The organism is Glaciimonas sp. OK215 (assembly GCF_057787885.1).
This window is the reverse complement of the sequence record NZ_CM173544.1, coordinates 720,743-735,502: the sequence shown is the minus strand read 5'-3', so window position 1 is coordinate 735,502 and position 14,760 is coordinate 720,743. Positions and strand designations below refer to the sequence as shown.

General features: G+C 53.5%; 14 protein-coding genes. All 14 read right to left on the bottom strand.

The features are described 5' to 3' along the window. Window positions 1-17 precede the first annotated feature (17 nt). Window positions 18-1,379 (bottom strand): mechanosensitive ion channel family protein, encoded by a 1,362-nt coding sequence (locus AC3CHX_RS03330; protein WP_488642687.1) that lies wholly within the window; start codon window positions 1,377-1,379, stop codon window positions 18-20. Next, window positions 1,379-1,948, bottom strand: a complete 570-nt coding sequence (locus AC3CHX_RS03325; RefSeq protein ID WP_488644713.1) for a phospholipase D family nuclease — start codon at window positions 1,946-1,948, stop codon at window positions 1,379-1,381. The genes AC3CHX_RS03330 and AC3CHX_RS03325 overlap by 1 nt, the downstream gene beginning before the upstream one ends. Window positions 1,949-1,974: 26 nt before the next feature. Further along, on the bottom strand, window positions 1,975-3,228 hold the full coding sequence (locus tag AC3CHX_RS03320; RefSeq protein ID WP_488642686.1) for an RsmB/NOP family class I SAM-dependent RNA methyltransferase: 1,254 nt from the start codon (window positions 3,226-3,228) through the stop codon (window positions 1,975-1,977). A gap of 114 nt (window positions 3,229-3,342) precedes the next feature. Further along, complete coding sequence (purN, locus tag AC3CHX_RS03315) at window positions 3,343-3,981, bottom strand: phosphoribosylglycinamide formyltransferase (RefSeq protein WP_488644712.1); 639 nt, start codon at window positions 3,979-3,981, stop codon at window positions 3,343-3,345. A 199-nt stretch (window positions 3,982-4,180) separates the two neighbouring features. Then, window positions 4,181-4,579: a barstar family protein gene (locus tag AC3CHX_RS03310; protein ID WP_488642685.1), complete on the bottom strand. Its 399-nt coding sequence runs from the start codon at window positions 4,577-4,579 to the stop codon at window positions 4,181-4,183. 61 nt (window positions 4,580-4,640) lie between these two features. Then, entirely contained in the window at window positions 4,641-5,075 is a 435-nt protein-coding gene (locus AC3CHX_RS03305; protein WP_488644711.1) for a ribonuclease, read from the bottom strand. Window positions 5,076-5,301: 226 nt separating this feature from the next. After that, window positions 5,302-6,495 (bottom strand): patatin-like phospholipase family protein, encoded by a 1,194-nt coding sequence (locus tag AC3CHX_RS03300; RefSeq protein WP_488642684.1) that lies wholly within the window; start codon window positions 6,493-6,495, stop codon window positions 5,302-5,304. Window positions 6,496-6,567: 72 nt separating this feature from the next. Next, complete coding sequence (locus tag AC3CHX_RS03295; protein ID WP_488642683.1) at window positions 6,568-9,060, bottom strand: sodium-translocating pyrophosphatase; 2,493 nt, start codon at window positions 9,058-9,060, stop codon at window positions 6,568-6,570. A gap of 249 nt (window positions 9,061-9,309) precedes the next feature. After that, complete coding sequence (adk, locus tag AC3CHX_RS03290) at window positions 9,310-9,966, bottom strand: adenylate kinase (RefSeq protein ID WP_488642682.1); 657 nt, start codon at window positions 9,964-9,966, stop codon at window positions 9,310-9,312. Between the two features lie 232 nt (window positions 9,967-10,198). Beyond that, a complete protein-coding gene (gene kdsB / locus AC3CHX_RS03285; protein WP_488642681.1) occupies window positions 10,199-10,951 on the bottom strand; it encodes a 3-deoxy-manno-octulosonate cytidylyltransferase in 753 nt (250 codons plus the stop codon). A 17-nt stretch (window positions 10,952-10,968) separates the two neighbouring features. Next, window positions 10,969-11,199, bottom strand: coding sequence for a Trm112 family protein (locus tag AC3CHX_RS03280; protein ID WP_488642680.1), 231 nt, complete (start codon window positions 11,197-11,199; stop codon window positions 10,969-10,971). Beyond that, window positions 11,180-12,238, bottom strand: a complete 1,059-nt coding sequence (lpxK, locus tag AC3CHX_RS03275) for a tetraacyldisaccharide 4'-kinase (RefSeq protein WP_488642679.1) — start codon at window positions 12,236-12,238, stop codon at window positions 11,180-11,182. The genes AC3CHX_RS03280 and lpxK overlap by 20 nt, the downstream gene beginning before the upstream one ends. Before the next feature lie 155 nt (window positions 12,239-12,393). Continuing rightward, complete coding sequence (locus tag AC3CHX_RS03270) at window positions 12,394-12,831, bottom strand: ExbD/TolR family protein (RefSeq protein ID WP_488642678.1); 438 nt, start codon at window positions 12,829-12,831, stop codon at window positions 12,394-12,396. 29 nt (window positions 12,832-12,860) lie between these two features. Further along, complete coding sequence (locus tag AC3CHX_RS03265) at window positions 12,861-13,466, bottom strand: MotA/TolQ/ExbB proton channel family protein (protein ID WP_488642677.1); 606 nt, start codon at window positions 13,464-13,466, stop codon at window positions 12,861-12,863. Window positions 13,467-14,760 lie beyond the last annotated feature (1,294 nt).

The window sequence follows — 14,760 nt, the reverse complement described above, 5'->3', positions numbered from 1 at the left end:
GCGCTATTGTACTACCTTTATGGGGCGCTTTCGGAATTCGGCAAGATCCGCTGGCTATCTATTTGCGCGACTTGTTGTGAATCCGCCCCAGGACTATCTTCACCCACCATCCGCACATCACGCCGCGGCTGCGCGACTTTGATGTTGTGCGCTTGCAGCACACGCCAAATAGCCCTGTTCACATCAGACAACACGTTCAGCCTTCCGTTCTCCGGATCGAGGATCCAGAAACCGACCTCCAGCTCCAACCCATCATGACCGATCTTTAACAGGATCGCCTGCGGCAAAATTTCATGCGTTACACGATCGACAATACTAGTCGCCTCTTCCAGCAAGGTTAGCACCTGCTCGATATCTTCCTGATACACAATCGTCACCTGGGTAGCCAAACGCAGAACGCGGTGATTCAACGTGTAATTCTGTACCGCATTGGTCATGAAGACTTCATTCGGCACAATCGACTCGACGCCATCCAGCCCTTCCAGCAGCGTGAAACGGCTATTGATCTGGGTAACCTTGCCGTAATAAGTCCCGACCCCAACCATGTCACCAATGGAGAGACTGCGCTCCAGCAGAATCACAAAACCGGAGACATAACTACTGGCTATTTTTTGCAGTCCCAGACCAAGCGCAACGCCCAGCGCACCACCGAATACGGACAGCACGGTCAGATCGATACCGACCAGTGACAGGCTCAATAACACGGCCACCAGCACCAGGAAAGCACGCCCCATGCGCGCGACCACCGTGCGTAATGACGAATGCATGGTATTCAAACGCATCAGGCGCTGTTCCAACGTGGAACCTGCCCATAAAGCAATGATTAGCGTTACGAGAACCGAGATCAATGCCTGAAAAATCGATAAAAGCGAGACCTGATGGCGACCAATCGGCAACACCGTGCTATCCAGATACTCCAGCAGATCAGGCCATAATCCGGTGATGTACAGCAACACGCCGCCCCATACCAACGCACCGAACATCTTCTCAAACAACAATAGAAAAGTGCTGACACCATGGTCGCGCACAAATATCCTGCGCAGCACGTAGAACACAAAACGCATCAGGCCCAGAGAGCCCATCAGCGGAATCACCAGCCGTAAAAAGCTGATCGGCTGCTGCCATTTTGCCATCACCAACTTTGCCAGCACCAGCAGCAACACCGTTAGCAGCGGTGTCAATACTTGCGAAAAACTGCGCAGGCCAATCTGCACTGCCGGTTGCGTGAGATCGTCCACGGTAAAAATGCGACGCAACAAGCGCGCCAACAACCAGCCTAGTCCGATACATGCCAGCACCACGCCGACCTGCGCCGGCAAACCGGGTGCGGCGAAATTACGCCCCAGGCTATCTGCTATATCAGAAAGCAAGTCGAACATTATTGTTTATAAGGAGTAGCGTCGTGGCGGTGACGCTGCCAATTGAAGGCATAGCGCGCTGCCAGTTTCGGGTTGTTACGAACAATCAGAACGTTTTCAGCATTTTTATGCTGCGCGCTCCAGGTGAAATTGAAGCTGCCCGTAATCACCGCGGCGTCCGCTGCCTGCGGATCAATCACGATGACCTTGTTATGGGCGCTCCGGTATTTGGTCTCGATCCAGACCGGAATTCCGGCATCCGCCAGATCAGCAACCTTGGAAGCACCATTCTCTTTTTCAAGCTGACGCCCATCGACCAGTACCTGCACGTCGATCCCGCGTTGTTTGGCGGCAATCAACGCAGAAGCGATTTTGCCGTTGCTCAACAAATAGGCTTGCACCAATACCTGCTTTTGGGCAGCAGTTATGGCCTGCGTGATCAAACCTTCGATATCGTCCCACGGTGAAAACGCCGCTTGCAGGGTACCGGTCGCCACTTGCGGCGGCGAACCTGGATCGAACGCATTGACCTGCGCCGCCGCCAGTGCCGTCACCGCAGCAACACTTACGGTGAACAGGCGTCGGCGCATGCGTTCGATCACGGAAGACCCCTGGTTCATTTACGCACAAATACCGCCGCAAAAAAGCCATCGGTATGATGCAGGTGTGGCAGCAGTTTCAGATAATCCTGCATCACCAGATCTATTTTTTGTTCGGCCAGCACGTCTTTCATAGGCACCAGCGAAAAATCTTCATGGCTGGCGAGGAACTGAACGGCAATCGCTTCGTTTTCCTCGTCCAGCAAACTGCAAGTGCCATACACCAGTCGACCACCCGATTTAACCAAACGTGCCGCGCTCGACAAAATCGCAATTTGCTTGGCATTCATTTCGACGATCGCTTCTGGCGTCTGGCGCCATTTAACGTCGGGATTCCGGCGCAAAGTGCCTAGACCACTACATGGCGCATCAACCAGTACGCGGTCAATTTTTCCCGCCAGTCGCTTTACCTTGCCATCATTTTCATGGGCAATCAGTACCGGATGAATATTCGACAAACCGCTGCGCGCCATCCGCGGCTTGAGTTTCGCCAGACGTTTTTCGGAAACATCGAACGCATACAAACGACCGGTGTTGCGCATGGTTGCCCCCAAAGCCAGGGTCTTGCCACCAGCTCCGGCACAGAAATCGACCACCATTTCGCCGCGCTTGGCGCCGACTATTTGGGCCAGCAGCTGGCTGCCTTCGTCCTGAACCTCAATCGCACCGCTCTTGAACAGCGGCAGATTTTGCAGCGATGGTTTTTTAATGACACGCAAACCTAGTGGCGCGTAGGGTGTCGGCTCGCATAAAATCGGTGCTTCAGCCAATTTGGCGACCACTTCATCGCGCGCGGCTTTGAGTGAATTGACCCGCAAATCCAGCGGCGCCGGTGTGTTCAGTGCTTCAGCCAGCTGCAAAGTATTTTCTTCGCCATCGCGGGCGACCAGTTTTTCGAACAACCATTGCGGCAAGTTGGCGCGCATGGCGGCCGGCAACAGTTTGCGGTCAATCTCAGCGACGCGGGCCAGCCATTCAGCTTCGTCTTCGGACAGACCGCCCAATGAATCCGCGCCAACCGCATCGGCCAGGCCGAGCAAAGTCATACGACGCATGGTCGGGCCATTGCCGGATTCAGCAAAACTGGTATACACCGACTTGTTACGCAACAAGCCATACACAGCTTCGGCAATCACGCCGCGTTCGCGTGAACCGAGCTTCGGATGATCGCGAAAGTAACGCGATAAAGTAACATCGGCCGGGCCGGTAAATCGTAGAACTTCGCGTAGTACTTCTTCGGTTAAACCGATGATCGCTGGAGGCAATCTCATGTTAAATCTTTCATAAAAATCTGTTTGTTTTGCTTGTAGCGCATTGCTACAGGCGTGTGCCCGGTTTGTTTGCGCTAACTACTTATGTCACGTGTTTTGGACGATTGCTGCGTGCTACTGCACCGAGTCATCGACATCATGTTGGGCAATGCTGTCTGTATGGACACGACCGTCTTGAACAACCAGTCGCCCCTCGACAAACTGGCGTACCGCGCGCGGATACATTTGATGTTCCATTGCCAGCACCCGAGCCCCTAACGATTGTTCAGTATCGCCATCCATGACCGGCACCACTTCCTGCGACACTATCGGCCCATGATCAAGATCGGCAGTCACAAAATGTACAGTAGCGCCATGGACTTTGACACCCATCGTCAGTGCCTGGCGATGCGTCGCCAACCCGGTAAAACTTGGCAGCAATGACGGATGAATATTTAACATCCGACCCGCGTAATGCTGGACAAACGGCGCAGTCAAAATTCGCATGAACCCGGCCAGCACCACCAAATCAGGTGCGAAACGATCTATTTCGACTTGCAACGCAGCATCAAACTGTGCGCGATCAGGATAGCCTTTGTTGGGCACAACCGCCGTCGGAATGCCATGAGCGGCGGCAAAGGACAAGCCGCCGGCGTCAGCTTTATTGCTGATGACGGCGGCAATTTTGGCATGCCATTGTTCGGTTTGCGCAGCCCGGACGATGGCTTCCATGTTGCTGCCACGTCCAGAAATAAGGATAACGATGCTTCTCATGGCGCGCATTGTACCTGCTGCACTGCAGCTTAGGGCCTGTTGACATATAAATTGGAGCCTGAAACACTCCACGGCGCTCTTCCAAGTTGCTTGCCTGGCTCGCGCCAAACGGTGCAATCCGCCAAGCATAGATATAATCACAACGACGTATTAACGCAACATCGATCTGCACCAACCGCTGCTTTTAAGATGCAGTCAGTTACTGAAAGGAGTAAAACACGCGGAAAGCAACTTTCTTCTCAGCCCAGAAATCCGCACTGTCGCGGAATACGTCAAGCAGGATTTCACGCGCTTCCTTGTCAAATTTCGGGGTATTCGGCAATTGCTCCAGCACCACGATAAAGCCAGGTTGCGGACCAGCCTTGAGTGCCAGGTCCGTCAGACAGTCAGCCAGAGCATCGAAGTTCTTGCCGAAATGTTTAGGAAAATGAAACGCTTGCGCAATATTCGCCAGCACTTGTTGTTTAGTCGTTGCCTCCGCGCAATACGCGTACAGGAAATGCTGTCCGAGACGGGCAGCCTCCGCCTGCAAGTCGGTCACGCGAAACGCGCGGATGGACTGCACTACATTTGGCGGCACGGTTTTAAACAAACTCATTTTTCCCTCAGCTAGCGCAATGATGGATTGCTGTTGTTTTTGCATTGGAATCATTATTCAGTCACTCTTGAATGCGCCTGAAAGAAGCGTAATGATTGTCGGTGTAATAATACTCGCCGGACGACCTAGCCGCCCCGCCTGCAATGATGCGACGAGCACCACGGTTCCGGGTACGCGGTGTTTTGACAGTGAATTCGTGATAATACCCGCGCTTTTGTTTTGGCAAAAGCCCTTCATAGTTCCCAAACACTACGCCATCCTTGGCGTACGGAAACGGGCCGCCTTGTTTGATCAGTACCAGCGTTTGCTGCGCCTCCGGCGGAAGTTGCGACACAGCAATTCCGTCCAGCGGAGAAGAAGCACGTGCAAATACATGAAATGAAAGCAACAAGCCAACCAGCAATAGCCCCCATTGACGCAGAAATGCCGGGCTAGCACGTCGGCCGGCAACGGCGGATGGACCGTTTACATCAAGTTGAATTGCATTATTTGTCATGTATTTAACAAATTTGAAAGAATCCGATACCGTAGGGTAACGTGTTGCAGAAAACGAATCAACACGAATCAACGACGGCTGCGCGTGTATTGCTTATTTTCACAAAATTTGACAAAAAGCATACTTAATCCGTGATGTCGCCTGAAGCATCTACAAAGATCATTGTTGCTTGCTTTCCGGTTCAATGCAAAACACATTGGCCCTGCATGAGAGTACTGACTTAACATTAGCTCAATGCCACATCAATACCTTGATCGGCAAAAAAATTCACTACATCCTGACGCCGCGCATAGGTGTCCTTTTGCCCCATTTGTATCAGTTCACAGGTGAAAACTGATTCAAACAACAAATAAGAAGCCAGCGCCGCGCCGCGCACTTCGGTCGCGCCTATGCCGCCGAGCAACGCCCTGATTGATCTCGGAAGACTACCGATATGACGACTGGCGACATTATCAATTTGTTCCGACGGAGAAATCATCAGCATCTCGATCGGTTTCAGCGGGGTTAGCTGACGTTGCTCTTCAGTCAGGAACGACAAAGTATGATTGATGCGCTCAAGACGCTCGATATCCACCGCCAGTCCATCGAGAAAGATGCTCGACAACGCGTGACCGGCAATTTGCGCCAGACTGGGATAATGATCAAAAGGCGGCAGATCGGTTGGCGGTTGCATCATGGGTCCAGCGCCAACCACCAGTACTTTGCTTGCACCAAGATGAATTGCCGGAGAAATCGGCGCCAGCTGCCGCATCGTACCGTCACCGAAATATTCACGACGACCTTCGCAATAAATCGGAATCGCCGGAAAAATGAAAGGAATCGCAGCGGATGCCAGCAAATGCTCCACCCCGATCTGATCCTTGACCGCACGCCGCTGGCTGCGGGTCCAGGATTTAATTTCATTGGCACTTTGGTAAAACGTGATGTGCTGGCCCGCGCTGTACGAGGATGCTGTCACCGCCAACGCCTGCAAACTACCATTGGACAAAGCCGCGTCCAATCGCGTCAGGTCCAGCAAACGATGCAACATTGTCACCAGCGGTGTATTGTCGAGCAAGGAACTCGGCGGATGGGCATGCCATTGACGCAATAACCAGCCAAACGACAACAACGACAGCCAGCGTGCGCCCGAACGCAACACCCCGAGTGAATCGGCGCGATACACGTGTTCGACACTGAAATGCTGCCACACCTGCATCAGTTTTTTTACACCTTCAGTGAAATCATCGGCGCGACAGGCCAGCGCCGTGGCATTGATCGCGCCAGCAGAAGTGCCGCAAATAATGTCGAAGGGATTGCGTTCCGGCGCCCAACCTTGCTCGCGCAAAATGGCGGACACAGCGTCCAGAACGCCAACCTGATAGGCAGCACGTGCGCCGCCTCCAGTCAAAATCAGGCCTACATTTTTTCGGATCGTCATGATTCAAAGATTAACAGGACAGCACGAGCTTCTGAAACCGATAAACACACCATCCCAGGATGAATTCTGACGTTACTGAATGCTCACCTCTACGCGCCGCGTCTCTGCGTCGTCGCCACTGCCGCTTGTCACCTGCGGTTTTTGCAATGTAATCCGGTCTTCCGTGACTCCTTCCATTAACAGCAATGCCTTGATGCTGATGGCACGCTCCTTGGCGATATCGATGTTCTTCGCCGGATTACCGCCGGCATCATGAAAACCACTCAGCACTACCTTGGCATCAGGCCGGGCTTTGACCGCGGCGATGATGGCGACCAACTTGTCAGCAGTACCGGCCGGCGCATCGCTCTTGCCCGACTCGAAGTAGACCACTGCGGTAGCGGATGCTGCGACCGGCACACCGGGTGCGTTGTCACCGTTTTTACTACTGGCAGCGACATCGGCACGCCCACTCGCCATTGGTGCTACCGACACCGGTGCTACCACTGCCACGGTCGCCTCATGGCTGGCGCTGTTCATCAGATTGGCGCCGCCCGTCGGCAATATCGGCACCAACAGCAAAGCCACGATATTGATGATCTTGATCAGCGGATTGATCGCCGGTCCCGCCGTATCCTTGTAGGGATCGCCGACGGTATCACCGGTCACCGCGGCCTTGTGTGCCTCGGAACCTTTGCCGCCGTGATTGCCGTCCTCAATGTATTTTTTAGCGTTATCCCAGGCGCCCCCGCCTGTCGTCATCGAAATCGCGACAAACAATCCGGTAACGATGGTCCCCATCAACAAACCACCGAGCGCAGCCGGCCCTAAAATTAAACCGACCACAATCGGGACCACTACCGGCAGGAGCGAAGGCACGATCATTTCCTTGATCGCCGATGAGGTCAGCATATCGACCGCTTTGTCGTACTCTGGCTTGCCGGTGCCGTCCATGATGCCCTTAATGTCGCGGAACTGGCGCCGCACTTCGACCACTACCGCACCGGCGGCGCGACCGACTGCCTCCATCGCCATCGCACCAAACAAATACGGAATCAGGCCGCCAATGAAAAGGCCCACGATCACCAGCGGATTCGACAATTCAAAAACGGTATTGTTGCCGACCGAATCAAGTGCATGGGTGTAATCGGCAAACAGCACTAGTGCCGCCAATCCCGCCGAGCCAATCGCATAGCCTTTGGTTACGGCCTTGGTGGTATTCCCGACCGCATCCAGCGGATCGGTAATCGCGCGTACCGCATCCGGCAAACCCGACATTTCTGCAATACCGCCGGCATTGTCGGTAATCGGTCCGTAGGCGTCGAGCGCGACAATGATACCGGCCATCGACAGCATCGCCGTCGCCGCAATCGCAATTCCGTACAAGCCGCCTAACCAATAAGACGCCAGAATCGCGACGCACACCGCCAGCACCGGATACGCGGTCGACTTCATCGAGACGCCAAGACCGGCGATGATATTGGTGCCATGGCCAGTGGTCGACGCTTCGGCAATGTGACGAACCGGTTTGAAATCGGTGCCGGTGTAGTACTCGGTGATGTAGACCATCAGGCCAGTCAGCACGATACCAATCAGCGCCGAGCCCATCATCGGGATATGCATGGCGGCAGGCAATACGAGCCAGGTGACTATCGCAAAGCCGATCAAGCTGAGGATGGCCGCCCACCACAGGCCGGTGTACAACGCCGACATGATTTTCTTGCCGGGCTTGGCCTTGACCATCGTGCAGCCAACAATCGATGCCAGAATCGACACGCTACCAAGCAGCAGCGGATACAACACGGCCTGTAATTCGAACCCTTTGATCAACAATGATCCGAGCAACATCGTTGCGATCAGCGTGACCACGTAGGTCTCAAACAAATCCGCTGCCATGCCGGCGCAATCGCCGACGTTATCGCCGACGTTATCCGCAATCACGGCAGGATTACGCGGATCATCTTCCGGAATTCCCGCCTCTACCTTACCCACCAGATCAGCACCGACATCGGCACCCTTGGTGAAAATGCCGCCGCCAAGCCGGGCAAAAATGGAAATCAGCGAAGCGCCAAATGCCAGTCCGATGAGCGGCTTCAGAATGTCATGCAACAACATCTCGGGGCGACTGAAAAACGAGGTAAGCAAAAAATAAAAAATGGACACCCCGAGCAAACCAAGTCCGACCACCAGCATCCCGGTAATCGCACCGCCACGAAATGCCACGTCGAGCGCCTGGTTCAAACCTTTGGTGGCGGCTTGCGCAGTCCGCACATTGGCACGCACCGAAACATTCATACCGATAAAGCCGCATGCCCCCGACAACAGCGCACCGACCAGAAAACCGAGCGCAGTGATCAGGCCGAGGCCGGGAATGATACCGATAATAATGAACAAAACCACACCGACGATGGCAATGGTGCGGTACTGGCGTGCCAGATAGGCTGCGGCACCCTGCTGGATGGCAGCGGCGATTTCCTGCATGCGCAGATTTCCCGGATCCTGTTTCAAAATCCAGCTGCGCGAGGCCAGCCCATAGACGACGGCGATGATGCCGCAAGCGATCGCAAACCATAGACCAGATGCCATGTTGACTCCTCCTGTTTTTTCTAACGACAATCACGACAAAGTAAACAACCACACATCGCAACCAAGTTCTGCCAGCCTGGCAGACACTCCAGCGTGCAGATAATGTGTACTGAAAGACTTTCCGTTGCCCTTTTATTTTCAGAAGTCGGCCTGGGCTGGCGCATCCAAACTAGCGCATATTGCTTGCCATGCTAACCGGCTGTGAAGTTCTTTACAAATAAAAAAGCGGACACATGGTCCGCTTTTCTTTTACGCTTCCAGTGCCTTGAAGGCGCTGTCGCGAATTTGCTCTACCGGGCCAACGCCGACAATTTTGCGATATTTAGGTGCGCCAGGATTACCTGACTTTGCCCAGTCGCCATAATAGTCAACCAGAACCTTGGTCTGCTCGTGATACACGGACAGGCGTTTCTTGACGGTTTCTTCCTTGTCGTCATCACGCAGAATCAGTTCTTCGCCAGTGACGTCATCCACGCCGGCTACTTTCGGTGGATTGAATTTCACATGATAGGTACGGCCAGAAGCCGGATGGACCCGACGACCGCTCATGCGTTCAACAATCGCTTCGTCCGGCACATCAATTTCCAGCACGTAATCGATAGCGACACCGGCTTCTTTCATCGCATCGGCTTGTGGCACTGTCCGTGGAAAACCATCGAACAAATAGCCGTTTGCACAATCTGCCTGCTGCAGACGATCCTTGACCAGACCGATGATGATGTCGTCAGATACCAGACCACCGGCGTCCATGACTTTTTTCGCTTCAATACCAAGCGGAGTGCCTGCTTTGACTGCTGCGCGCAACATGTCGCCGGTGGAAATTTGCGGGATGTTGAATTTCTCTTTGATGAAGGTGGCTTGCGTGCCTTTTCCGGCACCGGGCGCTCCTAAAAGGATAAGGCGCATATTGTTAAGTCCTAAGGTGAGTTTGAAAAATTGTTTGTGGTGACGCTTATTTCTGCATTTTCCTTACGCTAATTTCCTAGCTTCTTTAGAAAATTACAGGGGCGTCATCCTGCATGCTTTCTTATAACACGCTAACTTTGCATGAAACTTACCACACAATTTTACCAAACAGCGTCCCAGCGGGACCGCTGCGTTGATTCAAAGTTAATTTGTGTGTTAACAACCGGACAAATTACGCCGTAAAAAAGCGTCTGACGCGTTCCAGATCCTCGGGCGTGTCGACACCCGCGGCAGGAGCCGACGGCGCGATATGGACGGCAATCGGATAGCCATGCCACAACACGCGCAGTTGCTCCAGCGCTTCAATCTGCTCTAGCGGCGATACCGCCAGGGTCGGATAGGTTTGCAAGAACTCATAGCTGTACGCATACAGTCCGATATGTCGCAACGGCAGATAGTCGCCCGGCAACTGTTGTTGCGATTGCATAAAGCCATCGCGATGCCATGGAATCGTCGCCCGCGAAAAATAGAGTGCGCGTCCGGCCTTGTTCAGCACCACCTTGACCACGTTAGGATTAAAAGCATCAACGGCGCTATCGATTGCATGCGCGGCAGTTGCCATTGGAACGCCGTCAACGATTTGCGCCGCGGTCGCGGCGATCAAGGCTGGATCGATCAGCGGCTCATCTCCCTGTACATTCACCACGACCGCATCCGCCGCCAAGCCCAGTGCGGCAGCGACTTCAGCAATCCGATCGGTGCCGGACGGATGATCGGCGCGCGTCAAACGTGCGGCGATCCCATGTTGTTCGCAGGCCAGCAAAATGTCTGCGTGATCAGTCGCGACGATAACCTGCGCCGCGCCCGATTGCGCCGCACGTTCGGCGACGCGCACGATCATCGGCTTGCCGCCGAGATCAGCCAGCGGCTTGTTGGGCAGACGGGTAGACGCCAACCGGGCGGGAATAATGACGGTAAAGGACATTGACGCTCTTTATAAGGCTATTCAGTAGACAATGAGTCAGGCGCTGCTGGCGGGCTGTTCTCCGTTGCAGTTGCCGGTGCCGAAGTATTCAGGTCCCTTGCCTGGTCGGCCCACATAATTGGAATACCGTCACGAATCGGAAAAGCCAGCCTGTCGGCGTTGCAAATCAGTTCCTGCACTTTTTTATCATGCTGCAACGGCCCCTTGCATAGCGGGCAAACTAGAATATCAAGCAGTCGGGTGTCCACGGAGTTTCTCCACAATTTGATGTGCCAGCGCGTTGTCAATCTGCGCTGTCACGGGTACGACCCACAGACGCGGGTCGTTTTTGATGGTTTCGATTTGGCTACATTTTACTGCATCCTTTTCGGTGATCAGAATGATCTCGGCATCCAGCGCAGCAAAAGGATTCGTAGAAAAATCGTAATGGTCAGGCAGCGCCAGCGACTCAAAGACCAACCCGATGCCGGAAAGCATGTTGAAAAAGCGCTGCGGATTGCCAATCCCGGCAGCAGCCAGGATACGTGGCGCTGGTGTCGTGGCGGAGAACGCCGCTAAGGGCTGCGTCTGCTGGCTGTCGCCAAGACGCTCAGCGTACTCCCCGACCAACTGCATACGGATCGCCGATTTCGGCAACAACGTCGGAAATGCCGCCCTCGCTGGCAGATTCACCACGGTAAAATCGCGCCGCCGCGTAGCCGGCTCACGCAGAGGCCCGGCCGGCAGCAGCCAGCCATTCCCATTGCCACGGGCGTCGAACAAGACAATTTCAATATCACGTTGCAGCGGATAATGCTGCAAGCCGTCGTCGGACAAAATCAGATTCACCTCCGGATGCGCCTGCAACAATACTTGCGCCGCCGCCACGCGATTGCGGCCAACCACCACCGGACATTGCGCACGACGTGCAATCAACAATGGTTCATCCCCTACTTCAGCGGCCACCGAATCTGCGGACACTGTACGTATTGCCGGCATTGCAGCGCTCGCATGTCCCCCATAGCCGCGCGAAATCACACCCGGCACATACCCCGCCCGTCGCAGGGCCTGCACCAGCCAGATGGTGAGCGGCGTCTTGCCGGTGCCGCCAATATAAATATTTCCGACCACGATTACCGGTACCGGCAAGCGCGTGCTTGCGCGCCAACCGGCCAGATACAGGCGGCGGCGCAGCCCAACCACCAGCCGGAACAACAGCGACAGCGGCCACAGCACGCACGCCAGCAAACCGCGACGCTGCCAGGCTGCAATGAGTGTTGCTTCAGTGGGGGAAGGTTTGAGAGCCAAACGAAACAACCTATCAATCAAAAAGCAAAGGGAAATGCTTCAGGCAGCGCCTGCCTGTTAGGTGAATAGGTGAAACAATCCGTCGGTGCCGATGAATCCGGCAGCGCCAACGGATTGCCTGACTTTAACAATAAATTATTTGCCGCGCTTCCTGACTATTTTTTGCCGCTCGCCTGTGCGGCAAAAGTCACCTTCTCGAAACCTGCCAAACGCGCCGCCTCCAGCACATTAATTACTGTTTGATGGGGTGACATCGCATCCGCATTGATCACCACCACCGGGGTTTCCTTCGATTTATTCGCGTCACTTTGCGCGGCGCTCTTCAAATCCTGCGCCAGGGCTGCCGCATCCCTGGACGATACCTGCAGTTTATTTACCGCGTACTGGCCTTGCGCCGTTACCCCGACATTGATCTGAAACGGATGCGCCACTACCTTCTCCGCATCGGCGGTCGGCAGCGTAATCTGTAGTGCGGTGAACTTGCTATAGGTGGTGGTGACCATCAGAAAGATCACGATCACCAGCAACACGTCGATGAACGGAATCAAATTAATTTCAGGCTCGTCGCGCGCCTTACCTTTGCGGAATTTCATACTTGTCCTCTTTGCGCTTACTTTTGTACTTACTTGCGTGCACCATGAACGATGTCCACAAACTTGACTGCCTGCTGCTCCATGTCGACGATAAAGCTGTCAATCATGGCGCGGAAATGCCGATAAAAAACCAGCGCAGGCATCGCAATCGCAAGACCAAAACCGGTGTTGTACAGCGCCACTGAAATCCCGTGGCCCAATTGCGCCGGATCGGCGCCCGCGCCATTGGTCGCGCCGAAAATCTCGATCATCCCGACCACCGTACCAAACAAGCCCATGAGCGGCGCCAACGAAGCGATCGTACCGAGTGTAGTCAGAAAACGCTCCAGTTCGTGTGCGGTGGCGAGTCCGGCTTCTTCGATCGATTCCTTCATGATTTCGCGCGGCGCATCGACGTTGCGCAAGCCGGCAGCCAATACACGTCCAAGCGGCGAGTTGTTTTCCAGGCTAGTGATGACTTCGATGTTCGCCTTGCCGTTGTGATAAACCCGGATGACTTCCTGCAATAACTGCGGCGGCAAAATACGCGAGCGGCGCAAATAAACCAAGCGTTCGATGATCAATGCGGTCGCAATCACGGAGGCCGTCAATAACAACCAGATCGGCCAGCCTGCAGCTTGAATAATGGCAAACAAAAGAAACTCCTTGAGGGAAAACGGACAGGTTTATCTAATTCGGGTTTATCTAATGGATGCAGAATGTAAACTGTTGAGGCCATGTGAGCAAGTCCATCCGTAGCTGAAAAGGCATTTACAGGTTGGCATGACACCGGGGCTTGGGGACTTCCTCACAATTTATGTGAACAAGATTGTGGATAAGTACTTAACCTGAATGTGAAGCCATTGATTTCAAAGGGATTTTTATCCCTGCATCAAAAACATGCAGGGCCGACAGGCTACGCGAAACAACGCCAGCGTCAGGTCGGATCCAAAGTTCTCCACAGATTTTGTGGATAACTTTGTGAACAACACACTGCGCAAAAGCTTAACACCTTGATTTTTCTCAGATTTTTACGCCTGTTCAGATCGCGCTCAATTCATTGATTTGTACGCAAAACCACCTGCGAGCAAGGGCGAGATACGCGTAGTTCGTTCGAATCATGGCCTGGAATGGTTCAATACGTCACGCCAGGTCGAATGAAAAAAATGAACATTTGTTATCCACAGATTTTGTGGATAACTTTGTGTACATCGCCACTGGAATTGCACTAAGCCCTTGATTCAACGGTGTTTTTACTCTGTGTGCAGCGATGCTACAAACCCCAGGACATATTCGTCAGTCAAAAGATGCGCCAAGATAAATCACCTACACCACAGGCGAACTCGAATGATCAAAAAATGAACATTTGTTATCCACAGATTTTGTGGATAACTTTGTGTACATCGCTACTGGAATTGCACTAAGTCATTGATTCAACGGTGTTTTTACTCTGTGTGCAGCGATGCTACAGATTCCAAGCGATATCGTTATAGCCGAATGATCCCCGCTCAAAAGAAAAGACCGCTAAATCACCGGTACCGGTCACTTGTACTTATCCACAGAAAATGTGGGTAACTTTGTGCACAAGGACACTGGTATCCGGTTAAGCACTTGATTAAAAAGACTTTTTAGGTAGTGTGCGGCAGCACCGCAAAGCAACGGCCGTTAACGCCCAAATATCAACGAATCGGCATGAACAACGTGCTCGCACCGCATGCTATTGATTCATGGAACACAGCATCAGCGCAAAAATGGCGTCGGCACTTCTCCACAGTTTATGTGGATAACTTTGTGCGTAAATATACGGGAAAGCGACTAAGCGCCTGATTCGAAAAGAATTTTCCATACTGTGCAGCGGTGGAGCAATTTCATGCCAAAAGCATCAACCAATCAGGTGGGCAAGCGCAGCCAACGCTTTCCCCCGGATTAAGATTTACAATACGGCGCTGA